21 protein-coding genes are annotated in these 17,849 nt (G+C 57.7%); 13 read left to right on the top strand and 8 right to left on the bottom strand.

What is annotated here, in order from left to right; translation table 11 throughout:
* The first annotated feature begins 52 nt into the window (after positions 1-52).
* The 4 genes from DN388_RS15835 (at position 53) to DN388_RS15820 (ending at position 3,114) form a co-directional block, all read left to right on the top strand.
* Complete coding sequence (locus DN388_RS15835) at positions 53-1,363, top strand: tail fiber domain-containing protein (protein ID WP_255001318.1); 1,311 nt, start codon at positions 53-55, stop codon at positions 1,361-1,363.
* Between the two features lie 60 nt (positions 1,364-1,423).
* Positions 1,424-1,918, top strand: coding sequence for a glycoside hydrolase family 104 protein (locus tag DN388_RS15830; RefSeq protein WP_229590071.1), 495 nt, complete (start codon positions 1,424-1,426; stop codon positions 1,916-1,918).
* 44 nt (positions 1,919-1,962) lie between these two features.
* Positions 1,963-2,424 (top strand): lysis system i-spanin subunit Rz, encoded by a 462-nt coding sequence (locus DN388_RS15825; RefSeq protein WP_229590257.1) that lies wholly within the window; start codon positions 1,963-1,965, stop codon positions 2,422-2,424.
* A 150-nt stretch (positions 2,425-2,574) separates the two neighbouring features.
* On the top strand, positions 2,575-3,114 hold the full coding sequence (locus DN388_RS15820) for an AAA family ATPase (protein ID WP_229590072.1): 540 nt from the start codon (positions 2,575-2,577) through the stop codon (positions 3,112-3,114).
* 211 nt (positions 3,115-3,325) lie between these two features.
* On the opposite strand, the gene DN388_RS15815 is transcribed toward DN388_RS15820, so the two are convergent.
* Complete coding sequence (locus DN388_RS15815) at positions 3,326-4,075, bottom strand: transporter substrate-binding domain-containing protein (RefSeq protein WP_255001053.1); 750 nt, start codon at positions 4,073-4,075, stop codon at positions 3,326-3,328.
* A gap of 312 nt (positions 4,076-4,387) precedes the next feature.
* Between DN388_RS15815 and DN388_RS15810 the strand changes: the two genes are divergently transcribed.
* A complete protein-coding gene (locus DN388_RS15810; RefSeq protein ID WP_123752658.1) occupies positions 4,388-4,594 on the top strand; it encodes a hypothetical protein in 207 nt (68 codons plus the stop codon).
* Between the two features lie 220 nt (positions 4,595-4,814).
* Here the strand turns inward: DN388_RS15810 and chrA are convergent, their stop codons facing one another.
* Both chrA and DN388_RS15800 read right to left on the bottom strand, forming a co-directional pair.
* A complete protein-coding gene (gene chrA, locus DN388_RS15805; RefSeq protein WP_229590258.1) occupies positions 4,815-6,008 on the bottom strand; it encodes a chromate efflux transporter in 1,194 nt (397 codons plus the stop codon).
* A 474-nt stretch (positions 6,009-6,482) separates the two neighbouring features.
* Positions 6,483-6,794 (bottom strand): integrase, encoded by a 312-nt coding sequence (locus DN388_RS15800; protein ID WP_255001316.1) that lies wholly within the window; start codon positions 6,792-6,794, stop codon positions 6,483-6,485.
* 225 nt (positions 6,795-7,019) lie between these two features.
* Between DN388_RS15800 and DN388_RS15795 the strand changes: the two genes are divergently transcribed.
* Together DN388_RS15795 and DN388_RS15790 are read left to right on the top strand one after the other, a co-directional pair.
* A complete protein-coding gene (locus DN388_RS15795; protein ID WP_177346323.1) occupies positions 7,020-7,190 on the top strand; it encodes a hypothetical protein in 171 nt (56 codons plus the stop codon).
* A gap of 154 nt (positions 7,191-7,344) precedes the next feature.
* The gene (locus DN388_RS15790; RefSeq protein WP_123752660.1) at positions 7,345-7,758 is read left to right on the top strand and encodes an Imm50 family immunity protein; all 414 of its coding nucleotides are present in this window, start codon (positions 7,345-7,347) and stop codon (positions 7,756-7,758) included.
* Between the two features lie 159 nt (positions 7,759-7,917).
* On the opposite strand, the gene DN388_RS15785 is transcribed toward DN388_RS15790, so the two are convergent.
* Entirely contained in the window at positions 7,918-9,579 is a 1,662-nt protein-coding gene (locus DN388_RS15785; RefSeq protein WP_123752661.1) for an AIPR family protein, read from the bottom strand.
* A 605-nt stretch (positions 9,580-10,184) separates the two neighbouring features.
* Positions 10,185-10,796 carry a hypothetical protein gene (locus DN388_RS15780; protein WP_148071529.1) on the bottom strand — a complete coding sequence of 204 codons (612 nt, stop codon included), beginning with the start codon at positions 10,794-10,796 and terminating at the stop codon, positions 10,185-10,187.
* A 197-nt stretch (positions 10,797-10,993) separates the two neighbouring features.
* Here DN388_RS15780 and DN388_RS15775 point away from each other — a divergent pair, with 197 nt between their 5' ends.
* Positions 10,994-12,052 (top strand): linear amide C-N hydrolase, encoded by a 1,059-nt coding sequence (locus DN388_RS15775; RefSeq protein ID WP_255001045.1) that lies wholly within the window; start codon positions 10,994-10,996, stop codon positions 12,050-12,052.
* Between the two features lie 263 nt (positions 12,053-12,315).
* Here DN388_RS15775 and DN388_RS15770 read toward each other — a convergent pair whose 3' ends face one another.
* Positions 12,316-12,450 carry a hypothetical protein gene (locus DN388_RS15770; RefSeq protein ID WP_255001044.1) on the bottom strand — a complete coding sequence of 45 codons (135 nt, stop codon included), beginning with the start codon at positions 12,448-12,450 and terminating at the stop codon, positions 12,316-12,318.
* Positions 12,451-12,646: 196 nt separating this feature from the next.
* On the opposite strand from DN388_RS15770, the gene DN388_RS15765 reads away from it, so the two are divergent.
* The 3 genes from DN388_RS15765 to DN388_RS15755 all read left to right on the top strand — a co-directional run bounded on the left by DN388_RS15765 (position 12,647) and on the right by DN388_RS15755 (position 13,653).
* Entirely contained in the window at positions 12,647-13,162 is a 516-nt protein-coding gene (locus DN388_RS15765) for a DUF4142 domain-containing protein (RefSeq protein WP_210014535.1), read from the top strand.
* Between the two features lie 82 nt (positions 13,163-13,244).
* Positions 13,245-13,439, top strand: a complete 195-nt coding sequence (locus DN388_RS15760) for a hypothetical protein (protein WP_054914550.1) — start codon at positions 13,245-13,247, stop codon at positions 13,437-13,439.
* Positions 13,440-13,479: 40 nt separating this feature from the next.
* Positions 13,480-13,653: a hypothetical protein gene (locus tag DN388_RS15755; RefSeq protein ID WP_167400191.1), complete on the top strand. Its 174-nt coding sequence runs from the start codon at positions 13,480-13,482 to the stop codon at positions 13,651-13,653.
* A 47-nt stretch (positions 13,654-13,700) separates the two neighbouring features.
* Here the strand turns inward: DN388_RS15755 and DN388_RS15750 are convergent, their stop codons facing one another.
* Positions 13,701-14,303, bottom strand: a complete 603-nt coding sequence (locus DN388_RS15750; protein WP_043861479.1) for a helix-turn-helix domain-containing protein — start codon at positions 14,301-14,303, stop codon at positions 13,701-13,703.
* A gap of 45 nt (positions 14,304-14,348) precedes the next feature.
* Positions 14,349-16,301 (bottom strand): FAD-dependent oxidoreductase, encoded by a 1,953-nt coding sequence (locus DN388_RS15745; RefSeq protein WP_255001043.1) that lies wholly within the window; start codon positions 16,299-16,301, stop codon positions 14,349-14,351.
* Positions 16,302-16,493: 192 nt separating this feature from the next.
* On the opposite strand from DN388_RS15745, the gene DN388_RS15740 reads away from it, so the two are divergent.
* Entirely contained in the window at positions 16,494-17,537 is a 1,044-nt protein-coding gene (locus DN388_RS15740; RefSeq protein WP_054914548.1) for an ABC transporter substrate-binding protein, read from the top strand.
* Between the two features lie 121 nt (positions 17,538-17,658).
* Positions 17,659-17,832, top strand: a complete 174-nt coding sequence (locus tag DN388_RS15735; protein ID WP_167400190.1) for a hypothetical protein — start codon at positions 17,659-17,661, stop codon at positions 17,830-17,832.
* The last annotated feature ends 17 nt before the right edge of the window (positions 17,833-17,849 follow it).

Below are 17,849 nucleotides of genomic sequence, written 5' to 3'. Positions count from 1 at the left end.
TCGAAAATCAACATTACCCGCCGCAGCGGGTTTTTTATTGCCTGGAGAATTTATGCCTTGGTACAGAGAAGGCAAGGTCGCAATCGCGGCAGGACAAACCACCGTAACCGGTGCCGGTACAAACTTCGCAGCGAACTCTCGCGTCGGCGATGCTTTGCAGGGGCCTGATGGCCGTTGGTATGAAGTAACGAACATCGCAAGCGGTACAGTGCTTTCAATTTATCCTGCCTATCAAGGTGCCACCATCGCGGCCGGCACCTACGGCCTCGCGCCCATGCAGGGGTATGTCAAAGAAGCAGCCGACCGCCTTCGGCAGATCGTCGAGCAGTTCGGCTCGACTCTGGCGGTGCTCGGCGTCGCCACGACTGCACCGAAGCTTCGGGAAAACATCGGCGCCGCGGCGCGCGGGGCCAACAACGACATCACCTCGCTGTCTGGCTTGACGACGGCGCTCAGCGTGGCCCAGGGCGGCACTGGCGGCACCACTGATGCGGCAGCAAGAGCCAACCTTGGCGTAGTAGGGGTGAGCACGACCCAGGACGTAGGCGGCCTTAAAACGTTCACCAACGCCATTCGAAGCAAGACCGGCGCGCCGGGCCTTTGGATGGAGGACACCACCGAAACCAACAACGGTGTCTACCAAGTACTCAACGGCAACGCCTTTCAGTTCCAGCAGCGTCTCACCGGTTTTGGCAGCGTTGTCAGTACGATGATGTCCTTTACCATCGCTGACTCGCTGGCGAGGTTCGCATTCAACCCTGTCCCCTCGGCGAACAACGGTGTGGGGTTGGGCAGTGCAACTTATAGATGGTCTCAGGTGTACGCTGTCAGCGGCACCATCAATACTTCTGACGCACGGAAGAAGACGCCTGTTGAGGGGCTCACCCCAGACGAGATCAGTGCCGCCAAGGCTCTGAGTAAAGAGATTGGCACCTACCGATGGTTGGAAATGGTGGAGCAGAAAGGATCTGATGCTCGTTTACATGTAGGCATGACGGTTCAGCGCGCCATCGAGATCATGCAGGATCACAATCTTGATCCGATGGCTTATGGCTTCATCTGTTACGACCAGTGGGATGCCGCTGAAGAGAACGTCCAGGTTGAGCGTGTGGGAAAACTGTACAGCGTCGACGAAGAAAGTGGCGCAAGGGCGCAGATTCGCGATGACGCCTTCGATTGGGAGGCAAACGAGGCTGATGGGCTTTTGTGGGAGTTCACTCACGAACGCTCCTGCGTCATTGCTGAAGCGGTTCCAGCTGGCGATCTCTACTCTTTCCGCTACGACGAACTGAGCCTGTTCATTGCCGCCGGCATCGAGGCACGCCTGGCTGCGCTTGAAGAGGCCATTGCAGAGCCCGACTGACCCGCGCGCACTCAACCCACCGACCGCCACCTGGCGGTATTTTTTTGCCTGGAGAAAACCATGGCCAAGATTTCCGATTCTCTGGCGGGCAGCAAGAACGCGCTCGCCTTCCTCGACATGCTCGCTTGGTCCGAAGGCACCTCGATCAGCAAGCACACCCGCGACGACGGCTATGACATTGTGGTTGGCGGCATCGACAGTCCGAACACCTTCAAGAGCTACAGCACCCATCCTGGCGTGCTGGTGACCGTGAACAACAAGGGCCTGAAGTCCACGGCCGCAGGCCGGTACCAGCAACTCCAGCGCTACTGGCCGCACTACCGCGACCTGCTCAAGCTGCCCGACTTCGGCCCAATCAGCCAGGACAAGCTGGCACTGCACCTGGTCAAGGAGCGCGGCGCCCTGGCGGACGTGCACGCCGGCCGCATCCAATCCGCGATCACGAAGTGCCGGAACATCTGGGCCAGCCTGCCGGGCGCCGGGTACGGGCAGCATGAGCGCAAGCTGGATGACCTGCTGGCGCACTACATCGCGGCCGGCGGGAGGCTGGTGTGATCGCCTGGGGCGCGCGCGCGCGGGCCTTGCTACTGGGGCTCGCGATGGGTGGCATTGGCGCATGGCTATGGCAGGCCAACGCTTACGAAACACTGCTGGCCAAGCAGGCCGAGACTTACGTGACTGAGCGCGAGGCAGCGGCGGTCGCTGTGCTCGATCAGTTGCAGCAGGATCAGGAGCGCCGTCGGGCCCTGGAGGACCGCCTGCAGGCGGATGAAAAAACCAAGCACAAGGAATTACGCGATGCACAAAAAGCCCGGGATCGCCTGCGTGATCGGCTGGCTACTGCTGATTTGCGGCTGTCAGTCCTACTCGCCGCCACCGCCCAGGGTAGTGGCGGTGGGGTGTCAGCCGCCACCGGCACCTGCGACGTGGTTCATGGAACCGCGCGAGCCGAACTTGACCCAGCGCATGCTCAACGAATTGTCGCCATCACCGGGGATGGTGACGACGGACTAATAGCCCTACGAGCGTGCCAAGCGTATGTCAGAGATATCGGACGGTGAACTGGGAGAGGCAAGTCCAGGCGGCCGCTTACGACCCAAAGCGGACCGTCACGACAATCAAGTCTTGGCTTGCTGCCTGTTGACGGGGTTGGAGGTTGGCGTAAAATCGCCGCCCCCAAAAAATAGCGCGTATGGCGAGAAGGAGCTTAGATGCAGCGGGTGATGATTATTGGTCAACCTGGGTCGGGCAAAAGCACTTTGGCGCGTGAGCTTGGTCTGCGCACGGGCTTACCTGTCGTTCATATAGACACTATCCACTGGCAGCCAGGGTGGGTTGAACGAAGCCGGGACGAGAAAACACGCCTTTGTTCCGAGATCGAGGCTCGTGCGCGCTGGATATTCGAAGGCGGCCATTCCGTTACTTGGGAGAATCGGGTAGCGCGCGCAGATCTTTTGATATGGATTGATCGTTCGGCGACGCTTCGATTTTGGCGCGTGCTGCTAAGAACGCTGATTCAGCGCGGCAGCTCTCGGCCCGATTTGCCGGACAACTGCCCCGAACTGCTGGCGAATCTGCCAGAGTTTTTGAGATTTATGTGGCGGACGAAAAAAACAGCGCGAGTGAATATGCAGCAGCTGGTGGCGACGGCGCCATCAACATGCCGCGTCGTTCGGCTGCGCTCTAATCGAGATACCAACGTGTTTCTTTCGAGCATTGGCTATTTGAGCGGTCAGATTCCACGAGATTGATCGACGGCTGACGGCTGCGGTATGGAAACTACCGATTGCGAGCGGCTGCTACTGGCCGGTTAGCGACGGCCTGACACCGACCGTCGCCATGCGGCCATTCACTTCCAAGGCTGATGGCTGCGTGTTGCAAAAATGTTCATGACTTATCCTCCGCGTTGAGTGAGAGCGAAGCTGGATAAGTGCGAAGCGGGCTTGCGCTGGTTCCGCGCTGTCATTGCCCGATGGGGTAATCGTATCGATCCTGTATGCGCTCCAATTCGCCCGAGTGGCGCAGTTGCTCTAGGGCGTGGGCCCAGGAGGCTACCAGTTCGTCGTCACAGTCGCGGCTGAAGGCGATGTACAGCGATGAGCGATAGAGCTCGATAGGAATCTGCCGCAGCGTGCCGGGGGCGATGTTCAACTGGCGGCTGTAGTAAACCACTCCCGCATCGGTGTCGCCTATGATGATATCGGTGCGCCCGGCTAGCAGCATGCGATAGAGCTGCAGGCTCTGGGTTGCACTTTTTTCGAGGTTGTTGAAGCCCCGCGACTGAAGAGTCTCGGGTATCAGGCCGGCATGTCTCGTCGTAATTTTTGGGGCGCGAAGTAGCTGCTCCAAGGAATTCACCGGCTGCTGCGCATTGGCTAACTGATAGGGGTGAATGGACTCTTCCACGATCGGTCCGACCCACTTGTATAGCGGTTCGCGCTCTGCCGTGCGGAATAGTGAATACATGATGGTCTTGGGCCGGGTCTTCAATGCACGGGCGCTTCGCATACTGGGCAGCAGCACCATCTCAAAGTCATCCCCGGTCCGCGCCATTATGGCTCGAACGATCTCCGTGGCCATGCCGGTGAGCTGATTTTTCTGCTGGTAGTTGTACGGCGCCCACTCTTCAGTAACGACCTGATACTGCTCGGCCCTGACGGGAGTGCCAAGTAATAGGCAGAGCAGCGCGGCAGTAAGTGTCGAATGTTTCACGTGTTCTGCCTGGTGGGCTGTGCGGTGATTAAGGGTGAATCTGATCAAAAGAGCGAAATTAGTATAGACGCTGACACACGTCAAACGCCTGATGCAGTCCCCTAAACCGTCAACACGGCGATTGATACATACGAACCAGTACGCATGGCATAGGTTTCTCAAGAGCGTTTAGGGGATTGCCTCTTATCGATATCAGTTGGAACATGTTGTGACCGTCCGGTTCTGGCCGTAAGCGGACATTGATGCTTTTGCCCTTTTGCAGAGCCCAATAGGCGTTGACCTATAGTGCTCTCACCGAAACCGGAGGACAGCATGGACGACTTGCAGGAGAAGATGGCGGCGGGTGAGCCGCTGATGCAGCAGGCGATGGATGCGGTGCGGCGCTATCACGAAGCGCTGGAATTACTTGCTCCTGCTGAGGATGTCGAGTGCCTGCGCCTTGAGGCAGAGTCACTTATGCAGGCTGTGAGCGAGTACCAGCTGAGCGCCTTGGGCGGGCGGCCCGCAACTCGTCATTGAGACGGCGTGTCCATGGGACAGTAGTGTGCGAAATATACGTCGAAGGATACTCGGTTGGAGAAGGTGCAGCAGAGTAAATCGTCGGCTCGCTTTGCAGCGGCCAAGCGAGATCGCCGAGCTTCTGCCGCTTAGATGAACCCCTGTTTTATCACGCAAGCTTGGTTCAGCTGACGCCTATAGAACGAGCGCGGCTTAGCTATGCTGAATTAGCTGGCTTTCTTTAAAAAACAATACTTAGCAACCATCCGATCAAGCCACTGCCCAATACAATTAACCAAGGAGGAGCCTTCCAGAACATTAAGGCAACAAGGGCTATCAGCGCCAACCCGAAGTCTTGGGGAGCTAGTATGGCACTCGTCCAGACCGGGTTGTACAAGGCCGCCAGGAGAAGCCCGACCACTCCCGCGTTGACCCCTGCAAGCGCCGCCTGAGTGCGAGAGCTATGCCGCAGTTGCTCCCAGAAAGGCAACGCGCCAATCACGAGGAGGAATGAAGGTGCAAAGATAGCGATGAGGCACACCGATGCGCCCACCCAGCCAGAAGGCTGGACGTTCATGGAGGCACCGAGAAATGCTGCAAAGCTAAAGAGTGGGCCCGGTACTGCCTGCGCTACGCCATACCCAGCCAGGAAAGTGTCGTTGGCTACCCAGCCGTTGGGTACCGTTGCCGCCTGAAGTAACGGCAGCACAACATGCCCCCCTCCGAAGACTAATGAACCGGCCTGGTAAAAGTCGTGCAGCATAGCTAGCGTTTGAGAGGGCCAAACCTGCATCAATAATGGAAGGCCAAACAACAAGCTGAAAAACACCACCAAGGAGATCGCACCCACCTTCTTGGTGATCGAGATCGCCAAAGATTCCGCGGCTTGGCGCTGTGTGGTTTTAAGCAGCATCAAGCCGACGAGGGCGGCGCAGACGATCACACCAATCTGTCCCAATGCATTGGGCCACAGGAGTGCAGCGCAGGCAGAGAATGCGGCGATAGTCACGCGAAGCACATCGGTACAAAGATTGCGGGCCATTCCCCAGACTGCTTGAGCGACGACAGCGACCGCGACGATTTTAAGGCCGTGCAATAGACCGCTTGGGAAAGCACTTCCCCAAGTGGACATACCCTTAGCGAACAGAACCAGCATTAGAGCCGATGGCAATGTGAAACCTGCCCATGCAGCAATAGCTCCAGAAAATCCGGCATGAGACAGTCCCAATCCTATGCCAACTTGGCTACTCGCAGGCCCCGGAAGGAATTGGCACAAAGCGACCAAATCGGCATAACTGCGGTCGCTAAGCCATTGGCGCCGGGCTACGAACTCTTCACGAAAGTACCCCAGATGGGCAACCGGGCCGCCGAAAGACGTTAGTCCCAAGCGCAAAAACACCAGAAAAACTGACCACGCGGAATCAGACGTAGCCATCTTGATGTGACTTTCTGGTGACAATACTCATGCTCCCAACGGTGACTGATATAGCGGGATTGACAAATATCATTCAAGCACAACTCGAGTATTCAATCAGCCCATTTGACGAGTGAGCAAGCTCAGTACCTGCTGGACACCCATTCAATTATGAAAGGTGCGTTGGGCGGACGCTCAGAATGCCGCACGCCAAAGCTTGTGAAGCTGCAGCAACAAAAGTTAATGAGAGTTGGGATGGAATTGTCGGCAGGACGCCAGTGGCACGTTGAAGTGATACCAATTCTGATACCAATCACCGAGTTTTGATGGGGTGTAGGGGGGGATTTGGCCCAATAAAACCGACCTATAAGCACCCTTTGAGCCCCATGCAGGACGGCATGGTGATGTTAGCGGTAGAAATCAAGTGCTTATCCTGCGGGGTGTCCAGAGGTGTGTTTAGGTGCCGCCGACCTTTGGGGGCCGATTTTGGGCCCGTCAGATACGGGACGGCAGCTTCTCCAGCTCCTTCCAATCCGAGGAGGAGCTGATCCATTTTGCGTAGGTAGAGAGCAACATCTCGACGCTGTGGCCGAGTTGGCTCGCGATGAACGCAGGGTTCATCCCAGCCATTAGGCACATAGTTGCGTAGGTGTGGCGCGTGTCGTACTGCCGACGTTCACGGATGCCCAGCGCCTTGAGCGCGAGCTTTAAGTGCCTGATTGTAACACCTGCCTGCCTGATCCACATCCCGCCTTTACCCGGCTGGAACACAAAAGGACTGGTGGGAGTGGCTGATTTCGATGCCATTTTGCGCAAACCCGGTACCACGGCCTGTTGCTCCTCAGCGTGCTCATCCCCGGGTTTCTTCCTTTTTGCCCGCATGCTTGTCTGCGGGCCGCTACTGCCGTCGTGCTTGCACGCCGCCACAGCGGCCCGGCCAGTTCTTCGTTGGCCACGGCAACAGTTCCCTAGGCCCGCGCCTTTCGGCGGACTGATGTGTTATAAAAAAGTATGTCAAACAGGAGGTTAGATATGGCCAATAAAGCCAAACCGTTCTACTACGCTGCGGCGCCACTGATTGCGATCGGCGCCGCGTTCGCCGCAGTCGGCGCCTCTGGGCAAGCTGCTTTTGGCTACACCGCGGTCGGCTTTCTGGTGCCTGGTGTAGTGCTGCTCGTTACCGGATATCGCCAGCGGGCTTGACGTGTGCGGTGGGGTCAAGCTGCAGGCCATTCATGGTGATCCCCAGCGACTTTTCGCGCTTGCCGGCCTTGTGACCTAACAGGGGCTTTTCATCTGTTTGGGGCCCACGTTGTATATCGGGTGGAATGCAACAAGTTCTCAGGGAAAGACTCTTATGCAAAGCCCCGTCGGTGTTGAAAACACAGAGAAGTTAATCGAAGCACTGGGCTACTGGCCCAGTTTTCATGATGCAGAAATCATAGAGATATCTGCCATCAGGGCTATGGCAGGGGAGCCGGCTGCCACGTCTGCAAGGCTACGCGTCAGTATTTGCGAGTACAAAGAAATTGGCGCAGGAACCGCAACCTACGAGATGGTGTGCTCGAAAAACCTCTTGATTGATTTCCTGTTCTACGATTTGCATTATCTTTGCTTTGAGGATTTCAACCATCAGAATGTGGTTGACGCTATCGCGTTCAATCTATTGGAGAACCAGTTAATCGAAGTCACTGTAGCCTCCATATTCGGAATAGGTGGTGTTATCAGGTGCGCGCGGGTCGAGGTAGGTGATGTCACCAGCCAGCTTTGAATTCTATGTGACTTGCAGCCAAAGCCTAAGCCTTTAGCGGCACATGCCTTCCAATGCCCCCTCAGTCATCATCTGCACTTGTTCGAAATAGGCGCCAAAGCCCGTGTACTGGGCTTTGGCGCCTTTTTAGCTTAATACTCCAGCACAATCGGGGTGTGCTTATATCAGCTCGGACAATGCCTTTGCTTTGCTTCGCGCCACATCTTTTTCGTAGCTACGACGAAGCTTTCCACGCAGCTCTCGAATTTTGGCAGGACTCTTCAAGTCGCCTTTGTAGTCGAATTGGTCACCCGCACTCTCAACCTCGAAGTTAAGGTCGATGATTAAGGAGTCTAAGACTTCTTCAATGGACTCCAAGAATTTTTTCAGATTCTTAGAGTCGAACAGCAGTCTTGGGTTTTTGACTATTTCCGCTGACTGTTGGTCGGAACGCATAAGGTCTGCAAGCGTTGATAGCAAAAAGAATCGTGTCAGTCCGTATTTTGATAGGGGCTTGTACTTGATTTTTTCACTGGCGCGAATAATCACTTCCATGATTTTCTGTAGGAAGATTATTCGGTGTGCCGTTACTGCTGGTCTTGCAAAGATATCGTTATATTTATCATCAAAGAGCTTATACACCTGATGGCATGATTCAGGTTCTAAAAGGTCGAACGCCAAGAGTAGGCGGCCAGCTTCCTCGTTAGTGATTACCTCTTTATCAGGCTTTATTTCTTGTCCGCGTTTGATTTCATAGGCGTATATCCCGCCTTCTACTTTTTGGAACTCTTCGAGGAGACGAACTTGGACCTCGTTGTTTGACTTAAGATCACGGGGTTTGATGGCGTTTTGATTGTTGCTATTGATCGTGATTTTTTTCGCAAGGCTTGAGTCTTCGATTTTTATAATCTTCGCGAGAACTCGCAAATCTTGGCTCAGATGGTTCATGGATTTTCTGAACGTTGAGATGCTCTGGGCGCCGTTAACGACTACATAGTTTGTGATAACTAATTTTTCACCATCAGAATGAGCGTCATTGCACAGGATGGTCACGCCGTTATGATAAAGAGTAAAGTTTTCGTGTTCGGATTTATCTAGAACGCTCTCGCGCAGTGCCTTGTTGACTTTAGTGTTTCCAAGGGAGTGACGCACGTTCTGAGAAAATAACGAACCGTCGTCAATACCTTCTAGTCGAACGAGCTCAATTGCCTGAACCGGAAGGATATAAGTAACTACTTCCGCGCCAGTGTTTATGGTCATCGGTGAAACGTAGGAGGTATCGAAGGAGAATGAGCCCTGAACGCCCCCCTCCTTGTTAATGTCAATGTATTCGCTAGCAATGACGTTTCGGTCGTAAACTCTCATTGCTTGGTGCTGCTTTAAAAATTCTTCGCCGTTAACGTCAAGAGGCTGATTGCAGATAAAGGCTCCCACCACAACATATCCGTTGGTGATAAGACTTTTAATGTCATTTCGGAGGAGAGCGGTTTTAAGCTCTTGGTTGGCCCCCCCATCAAGCAGAGCTTGTACCGATTCAGGGGTGTCGAGCTGGCTAATAGTTCCGGCCAGCTCGCGTAGGGGGGCGTCGCCGATCGATGATTCTTTTTGTTTTAGTTTGCCTTGTAGGATAATGATTTCTTGCTTTGTGTGATCCACATAGATCCCATCAATACCTCTGTCGTTAGGCCGGTCACAGATAGCGTCGTCTGCGTCAACGGGGTCAAGCCTAAAGATGTTCTCCAAGAACCAGTTCAGGAACGCTATTGATTCGCCCCTTTCTTTTGCCTCGTATGTGCCGAGTATTTTTTGAAGATTGGGGTACTGAAGTTCGTCTGGAGTCATAGCGCGTCCTCTGCAAGCTAGATGTTGCGAGCGAGCATAGCCTAGTCACAGGTAACAGTGAATCTAGGTTGGGGTGCGAGGCACGATTTTGTAGCTCAGGCTTACGTAGCACGGGTTAGCGTTCGTAGGCTGATCCAAGCAGTTGATGCAAAAATGGTACGGAGCTTAGATTGCTGGCTTGTAGCCCTTGATTGATGGGGCCTGAGATAAAACTGTGCCCAATCCATCATTGGCCGTGGTAATGACGAGCGATGCCCGGGATAGCATATGAGCGATGCGGCCAGTGGGGCCGAACCGGCATTAGGAATGGGCAAGGCTCACGGACCAGTTTTCGGTCCAAGAGGTGCGTTTCTGAGGGAGACCGCGGGGGATTTGGCCCAGCAAACACTACGCTTCAACCCCCGCCAACCCCCATGCCTTAGCGCATGTTGATGTTAGCGGTGGAGATCAAACGCTTATCCTGCGGAGTATCAAGAGGTGAGTGTAGATGCCGGCCAATGACAGTCGACAGCTTGTGCAGCGCCCCAAATCCAAGGAGGAGCCGATCCATCCGGGCAGGTAGAGGCCATATCTCGACCCACTTGCTCTGGCGTTCGCATGAACCATTAGCGACGAGCATTGCGCGACCGACCTTCAAATGCACGAATCAGATAGGCCTCAAGCGCTGAAGCCAAGTGGCTGTGCCGCGCCTCGAAGCCTATGGTGTGTATCGAGGTTATGGACTCCCAACCTGGGCGCAGCTTCAACCAGCCCGGGCCGCGCTCCTTGTCCAGGCGGTACACATGTGAGCTCAGCCGGCGTGATATCCCATGATCACAATACAATCCACCCCCTCGGCTGGCGCCCAGGCCGATGTACTCAAGATCGTCCCCGGCAAACAGCGCATAACAGCCCCCCAACTGATAGTTCGGTACAGACCCCTTGAACTCCCGCCAGACATGCCAGGCAGGCGGTTGAATGCCGAGCACGTCGGTGTTCCAGTGCATGCCAAAGAACGTTTCGGTTTCAGCTTCAAGCTGAGCCAGGGTGACTGGCTTTCGATCATTCATGCTCTTGATTCCTTTCAATCCGGTTGCGAGGCAAGCGTCGGCTTCCATCTTTGGCGTGCGGCCCCGGGCAGCAGTGTCGACGCTGGCGAACACATGTGCAATCGCTGCGATAGCCCGTGCAACCACAAAATGGAAAAAGACCGAATCGACCCAAGTGGGGTAAGCCAAGGCTGCGGTACTTGTAAGCGAACGCTGTTTGTCCCCTCAAATCTTGATTTCTGATATGTCCGTGCTTTATTGGCTGATGTTTGTCGTCATTGACGATCAAACACTATTTGTCATTACCGAGCCAGGTGCTTGCACGTTCGCTTGAAGGCCTGGGCTCGCGCGTGTTGATAATCAGTTTGGTCAAGGAAATCAAAGGAATGAAACTTTCACCCGCAGCAAAAGGAATTGCACTGGCCCTGGTCGGTTTCTGTTCATCGATACCCGTGGTGCACGCCTGCACGCGGCTGGTTTTTCTTGGAGATAACCAACAGATCATAACGGCACGCTCAATGGACTGGGCGAAGGATGTGGAAACCAACCTGTGGGTGTTCCCCCAGGGCATGAAGCGCCACGGTGAGGCAGGCCCCAATTCGGTTACCTGGACGTCGAAGTACGGCAGTGTCATTGCGTCCGGCTACGATACTTCCACCACCGACGGCATCAACGAAGCCGGGTTGTCTGCAAACCTGCTGTGGCTGGTGGAATCAGAATATCCAGCACTCGAACAGGGCAAGCCAGGGCTCAGTATCTCGGCATGGGCTCAGTACGTATTGGATAACTTCAAGACCGTGGCTGAAGCGGTCGAGGCGCTCAAGGCCGAACCGTTTCATGTGGTGACATCCAAGGTTCCGAAGGAAACCCGCCTGGCAACGCTCCACCTTTCAATGTCCGATGCCTCGGGTGATAGCGCAATCGTTGAATATATCGATGGCAAGCAAGTCATTCACCACGACAGAAAATATCAAGTGATGACGAACTCGCCGAAGTTCGACGAGCAGTTGGAAATGTATGCTTATTGGCAAGGCATTGACGGAACACAGATGTTGCCTGGCACCAACCGCTCGCCTGATCGCTTTGCGCGTGCGTCCTTCTACGTAAATGCCGTGCCCAAGCATGAGGATGCGCGGCTGTCACTGGCCAGTGTGTTCAGTGTGATTCGCAACGTCTCGGTGCCGTACGGCATTACAACGCCAGATCAGCCCAATATCTCATCCACGCGCTGGCGCACCGTGGCGGACCATAAACACAAGCAGTATTTTTTCGAGTCCGCAGTCACGCCCAATACGTTCTGGGTTGACTTGAAGAAGCTGGACCTCAGCCAGAAAACCGGCAAGGTGAAGAAGCTGGACCTGGGGCCGAACCAGGCAAACGTGTATGCCGGCGAAGTGTCCGCCCGCTTCGAAGAGTCAACACCGTTCAAATTCGAGGGGATTTGAATTGCACCAGCGACTTGATCCCTGACATTTACACTCAGGACGCAACAGCGCTCGCCTCGGCAATCATGAGGTCGAGCGCTTTTGTGTGCGTTGAACAAAAGGCGGCTCGGTCATCAGCCTGCCTGTGACAACCCAAATCCCAGACAAAGAAAAGCCCGCGATGGGGGGGAGCGGGCTTAAAGGTTTCTACTAGGAGCTGGGTCAACCATAAGCCTTCGAATGTGAAAGGCTTGTGAAAATTACGGGATTGGTCTGAATGATTGCTATTTCACCGTGCAGGTCCAGCGGTGATTGTGCCGGTAGGGCGCGCGCATGAAGGTGATGTCCGAGACGCGGGTCAGGCCGCGTTTGCGCAGGGCGTCGGTCAGTTGTACGAGTGTCTCTGCTTCGATAGTCATTGCTGTTACCTCGTCAGATTTACTGCGTTCATAGGTCTGGACCGGGCGGGTGTCGGGCTAATTCAATTTTTTTGCCCGTGTATCGACGACCGCAAACAGGCCAGGCAAAAAAGATGAACCACCCACGCCGCCACGCGCTCACATGAACAGCGGTACCTCAAACGCAGTTCCCGAAAAACAGAACGAGGATTTCATGATGAATACCCTGTTGCGAAGCAGCGCTTTTGCGCTGGCGTTTACCCTGGCAGGCGCGGTACACGCGGCCCAGGACGCCGACGATTTCGTGGAAGACGCCTCGGCCAAAGGCATCGCCGAAGTGGAAGCCGGCAAGCTGGCCCAGGAGAAGGGCAGCGCCAGCGACGTGAAGGCCTTTGCCGACATGATGGTCAAGGACCATACCGCAGCCAACGAGAAGCTCAAGGCCATCGCTGCCAGCAAAAAGCTGGAAGTCTCGGATGATGCCATGCTGGTGGACAAGGCCAAGGCGATGATTCTGGAGCTGCGTAGCGCCAAGTCGTTCGACCAGGCCTATGCCAACAACCAGGTCAAGGCGCACGAGGCCACCATCGAGCTGTTCGAGAACTATGTGAAGGACGGCACCGATGCCGAGCTCAAGGCGTTCGCCGAGAAAACCCTGCCCACGCTGAAAGAGCATCTGACCAAGGCCAGGGCACTTGCCAGCGCACATGGCGGTGATGCAGCCCAACCCTGAGTGAATGCCCGCTGGCCAGTGCGCAGGCGCTGGCCATTGGCAATGCAGTACGCACCGTTCCAGTCGTAGAGGAGAGGTGACGATGAACGACACGGACAAAAGGCAGGCGTTGCAGAACTGGCGACAGGCGTTGGTCCACGAGCATGCGTCACTGGACGCCGAGCAGCGTTACGACAAGGCGTTGATGGCCGCCGATGCACTCGAGGTGGCGGGCATCATCAGCAGTCGCGAGTGGCGCGAGCTGGTGAAGGAAGCCAATGCCTTTATCTTCCACTGAGGGGCGTTGCCAATGCCGGCAGTGCCTGGAGGTTAGCGTCATGAAACTGACCGCGTTGGCGTTGCTGGTCGCCAGCCTGTCGATGCTGCAAGGGTGCTTCAACGAGCCCGAGCATGTCGACAAGGATACCGATCGCAGCAAGTCTTCCCTGCAGATGCAAAAGCCCGACACGCCCCCTGCGGAGCCGGCGCCTCGGCAACCCCCCAACAACTAGCTTGAGCGAGCGTGCGCCCCAGTCAGCCGAGGCTTGGGGCGCAGAGCTCAGAAGGTGGGCGGGGTGATCACCCAGATCACCACCGCATCCACTTCACCCGGGTTGCCGTACTTGTGCGGCTCCTGGCTGGAGAAGCTGAAGCTGTCGCCTTCACCGAGTTCGAAATGGCGATCCCCCACCCACAGTTCGAAGCGGCCGGACAGCACGTACCCGGCTTCTTCGCCCTCATGGCTGTAGCTCTGCTGGCTGTAGGTGCCTGGCGGAAAGCGCGAATGGAGCATCTCCAGTTCGCGGTTGGGTTGCGGGGTGAGCAACTGGTCGACGATGCCGTCTTCGTAATGCACGCTCAGTCGGCTCTGCCGGCGCACCACGTAGCCGCTGTCCTCGGGGGCGGTGACCGCCTCGCTGGCGAAGAACCACTGGATGGTCACGCCCAGGCTGCGGGCGATATTGAACAGTGCCGGTATCGAGGGGTACGACAGGTTGCGTTCCAGCTGGCTGATATAGCCGGCGGTCAGCTCGCTCTGTTGCGCAAGCTCGGTCAGGGTCATGCCGCGACGCTTGCGAAGCCCGCGAATGCGCGTGCCCAGAAAGTGCGGCGCGGCGCTGCCGTCCTCGGCGGTGGGCGGCAGCTTGCTGTTGTTGCTCATGGCGTTATCCGATCAGCCCTGCAAAGGCCCGGAGTATAAACAGCCTCACAGGCTCGCGGCGACTTTAAGGCCTTCATAGATGGCTTCCTCGGCGGTACGTGCCGCCAGGCAATCGCCAATGCGGTGTACTGCGGCCAGGTCCTGGATCTCGCCGGCCAGGGTGTCGACCGGGTGATGGCCGTGGCACAGCACCAGGGTGTCGATGCCTTCGAAGATCATCGCCTCGCCGCTGGCGGTGTGCTGCAGGTAGACGCTGCTGTCGTCGCAGCCATACAGCCGCGCATAGGGCGTGATCGGGATGCCCAGCTTGTGCAGCTCGCCGGCCATCTGGTCACGCACATACAACGGCAGGCTCTCGCCACAGTGGGTACCGTTGACCGCCAGTTGCACCTGATGCCCGGCGCGGGTCAGGCGTTCGGCGATGCCCGGCCCGATCCAGTCGCAGCGCCAGTCCATCACCATCACCGAGCGACCGACCTGTACCTGCTCGCGCAGCACCTGCCAGGCGTCGACCACCTGCAACTCGCCGCCGCGCTCGAACGCCGGCCAGTAGGGCGCGGCACCGGTGGCGACGATCACGGCATCCGGCTGCTCGCGCGCGACCAGCGCGCGGTCGACCCGGGTATTGCGCACCACCTCCACGCCGGCCAACTGCATCTCGCGTTGCAAGTTGGTGCTGGCACCGCCGAATTCGCTGCGCCGTGGCAGCAGTTGCGCCAGCAGCACCTGGCCACCCAGTTGGGCGGCAGCCTCATACAGGGTGACCTGATGACCACGGGCCGCCGCTACTGCGGCAGCCTTCATGCCGGCCGGGCCGCCGCCCACCACCATCACCTTCTTGCGCAGCGTGGCAGGCTGCAGTTGGCCGAACTGCCGCTCGCGCCCGGTCTCCGGATGCTGGATGCACGAAATCGGCAGGCCCTTGTGGAAGTGCCCGATACAGGCCTGGTTGCAGGCGATGCAGGCACGCACGTCTTCGGCCCGGCCGCTGTCGGTCTTGTTCGGCATCTGCGGGTCGCAGATCAGCGCGCGGGTCATGCCACACACGTCGGCCTGGCCGCGGGCAAGTATCAGCTCGGCCTCCTGGGGCTGGTTGATGCGCCCGGTAACGAACAGCGGAATGTCCAGGCTGGCCTTGAAGGTGCCCGCCTCGCGGGCCAGATAGGCGGCCTCGATGGCCATCGGCGGCACGATATGCACCGCGCCGCCCAGGGACGCCGAGGTGCCGGCCACAATATGCACATAGTCCAGTTGCCCCTGCAGGGCCTTCACCGCGCCGAGCGATTCATCTTCGCTCAGGCCCTCGGCGTCGCGTTCATCGGCGCTGATGCGCAGGCCAATGATGAAGTGTTCGTCGGTGCTGGCACGCACCGCGGCGATGACCTCGCGCACAAAGCGCAAACGATGTTCAAGGTCGCCGTTGTAGCCGTCGCTACGCCGGTTGACCCGTGGGTTGATGAACTGGGCGGGCAGGTACCCGTGGCTGGCCACCACCTCCACGCCGTCCACGCCCGCCTGATGCAGGCGCCGCGCCGCCGCGGCATAGCCGGCCACTATCTCGTCGATCATGCCTTGGTCAAGCTCGCGCGGCATCACCCGGAATCGTTCGTTGGGCACCGCCGAGGCCGAGTAGGCCACCGCCAGCAAGCCGTCGCTGGACTCCATGATCTCGCGCCCCGGGTGAAAGATCTGCGACAGCACCACGGTGCCGTGGGCATGGCAGGTCTCGACCAGCCGGCGATACCCCTCGATGCAGGCGTCATCGGTGGCCATCAGCACGTGGGAGGTGTAGCGGGCGCTGTCGTGTACGCCGGCCACCTGCAGCACGATCAGCCCCACACCACCTTCGGCCCGGGCCTGGTGATAGGCGATCAGCTGTTCGTTGACCAGGTTGTCGGTGGGCATCGAGGTGTCGTGGCCGCTGGACATGATGCGGTTCTTGAGGCGCTTGCCACGGATCTGCAACGGGGTGAACAGGTGCGCGAAGGCGGTCGACATGGTGGTCAGGCTCCAGCGGGGGTGTTGTTATTATTTTTCTATGAAAGTGTACCGACAGTAAAAAATCAACTTGTTTTTTTACTTGGGTTTGATTAGCGTCGAGTCACCCCAGTGCAGGGGCTTACCTCACAAAAACAAGAAAGTGGACCACACCGGCGCCAGGCCGAGTGGTACCCGCAGGAGGATCCATCGATGAAAGCGTTCCCGCGTAAACCAGGCCTGTATGCAGTGCTGCTTGCCCTGGGCCTGGGCAGTGCCCAGGCAGCTCCGCAGATGGTCGTGGTGGGTTATGGCGGTGCCGGGCAGAAGGCCCAGGACGTGGCGTTCTTCCAGCCGTTCAGTGCCCAGGACAAGAGCAAGCTGATACAGAGCGAGTACAACGGTGAAATGGCCCGCATCAAGGTCATGGTCGACACTGGCAATGTGGACTGGGATGTGGTGCAGATCGAAGGGCCTGACTTGATGCGCGGGTGCGACGAAGGCATGTACGAACCCCTCGACTGGAAGCAGCTGGGGCATGCCGACGAGCTGATCCCGGACGCTGCCCAGGCGTGCGGCTCGGCGGCGCTGGTGTGGAGCGTGGCGATCGCCTATGACCGCGACAAACTGGCCCAGGCGCCCACCTCCTGGGCCGACTTCTGGGACGTGAACAAATACCCGGGCAAGCGCGGCCTGAGGAAGCGTGCGGTGTACAACCTGGAGTTCGCACTGCTGGCCGACGGCGTCAAGGTCGAGGACGTCTACAAGGTACTGGCCACCCCCGAGGGCGTGGACCGCGCCTTTGCCAAGCTGAGCGAGCTCAAGCCCAACATCCAGTGGTGGGAGGCAGGCGCCCAGCCGGCGCAGTGGCTGACGGCGGGTGACGTGGTGATGACCTCCACCTACAGCGGGCGCATCGCCAGTGCCGCGCAGGCCGGTGCGCCGTTGGCGGTGGTATGGCCCGGCAGCCTGTACGGCATGGACTACTGGGCCATCATCAAGGGCTCCAAACATGTCGACCAGGCCAAGCGGCTGATCGCCTACACCAACGACCCGGCAGCGCAGGTGCGCTATGTACAGCAGATTCCCTACGGCCCGACCAACACCCAGGCCGCGGCAAAGCTGGACCCGTCGCTGGCCAGCTGGGTGCCGACCTCGCCGCAGAACCTTCAAGGGGCGCTGTCGATGAACGTCGAGTTCTGGGTCGATCATGGTGACGAACTGGAGGAGCGGTTCAACGCCTGGGCTACCAAGTAGCCGTTGCAGCCCGTCTCCTGCACCGTTCTGCAGGAGCGGGCTCAGCTGTGAAGGGGCGCGCGGCGCCCCTTCAAAGTCTGGTTAAATACGCGCTTACCAGAACCGCCGGCGAGCCCGTTCCATGCACGATGACGACGATATCCACGAACCCGAGCACGACCACCTGCTCGACCACGAATTTCACGATCAATACATTGCCCCCGAGCCAGAGGCGGGCGGTATGGATGAGGATGACGAGGACGATGATGCCTGGGGTCTGCTCGACGATGACGATGACCAGCCCGAAGACCCATAGCCCTGCCGGCTTCACCA

It is taken from the genome of Pseudomonas sp. S12(2018), assembly GCF_024355235.1.
Lineage (GTDB): Bacteria > Pseudomonadota > Gammaproteobacteria > Pseudomonadales > Pseudomonadaceae > Aquipseudomonas > Aquipseudomonas palmensis.
Note: the sequence above shows the minus strand (reverse complement) of the source record. Positions and strands in the feature narration are given on the sequence as shown.

Coding starts and splice junctions, on each gene's coding strand:
- DN388_RS15785 (WP_123752661.1), bottom strand. CDS start 9,579: ATGACTCCAGACGAACTTCAGTACCCCAATCTTCAAAAAATACTCGGC.
- chrA (WP_229590258.1), bottom strand. CDS start 6,008: ATGGCTACGTCTGATTCCGCGTGGTCAGTTTTTCTGGTGTTTTTGCGC.
- DN388_RS15760 (WP_054914550.1), top strand. CDS start 13,245: ATGAACGACACGGACAAAAGGCAGGCGTTGCAGAACTGGCGACAGGCG.
- DN388_RS15795 (WP_177346323.1), top strand. CDS start 7,020: ATGGCCAATAAAGCCAAACCGTTCTACTACGCTGCGGCGCCACTGATT.
- DN388_RS15790 (WP_123752660.1), top strand. CDS start 7,345: ATGCAAAGCCCCGTCGGTGTTGAAAACACAGAGAAGTTAATCGAAGCA.
- DN388_RS15825 (WP_229590257.1), top strand. CDS start 1,963: ATGGGTGGCATTGGCGCATGGCTATGGCAGGCCAACGCTTACGAAACA.
- DN388_RS15735 (WP_167400190.1), top strand. CDS start 17,659: ATGCACGATGACGACGATATCCACGAACCCGAGCACGACCACCTGCTC.
- DN388_RS15775 (WP_255001045.1), top strand. CDS start 10,994: ATGAAACTTTCACCCGCAGCAAAAGGAATTGCACTGGCCCTGGTCGGT.
- DN388_RS15820 (WP_229590072.1), top strand. CDS start 2,575: ATGCAGCGGGTGATGATTATTGGTCAACCTGGGTCGGGCAAAAGCACT.
- DN388_RS15835 (WP_255001318.1), top strand. CDS start 53: ATGCCTTGGTACAGAGAAGGCAAGGTCGCAATCGCGGCAGGACAAACC.
- DN388_RS15765 (WP_210014535.1), top strand. CDS start 12,647: ATGAATACCCTGTTGCGAAGCAGCGCTTTTGCGCTGGCGTTTACCCTG.
- DN388_RS15745 (WP_255001043.1), bottom strand. CDS start 16,301: ATGTCGACCGCCTTCGCGCACCTGTTCACCCCGTTGCAGATCCGTGGC.
- DN388_RS15830 (WP_229590071.1), top strand. CDS start 1,424: ATGGCCAAGATTTCCGATTCTCTGGCGGGCAGCAAGAACGCGCTCGCC.
- DN388_RS15810 (WP_123752658.1), top strand. CDS start 4,388: ATGGACGACTTGCAGGAGAAGATGGCGGCGGGTGAGCCGCTGATGCAG.
- DN388_RS15770 (WP_255001044.1), bottom strand. CDS start 12,450: ATGACTATCGAAGCAGAGACACTCGTACAACTGACCGACGCCCTGCGC.
- DN388_RS15800 (WP_255001316.1), bottom strand. CDS start 6,794: ATGGCATCGAAATCAGCCACTCCCACCAGTCCTTTTGTGTTCCAGCCG.
- DN388_RS15750 (WP_043861479.1), bottom strand. CDS start 14,303: ATGAGCAACAACAGCAAGCTGCCGCCCACCGCCGAGGACGGCAGCGCC.
- DN388_RS15755 (WP_167400191.1), top strand. CDS start 13,480: ATGAAACTGACCGCGTTGGCGTTGCTGGTCGCCAGCCTGTCGATGCTG.
- DN388_RS15740 (WP_054914548.1), top strand. CDS start 16,494: ATGAAAGCGTTCCCGCGTAAACCAGGCCTGTATGCAGTGCTGCTTGCC.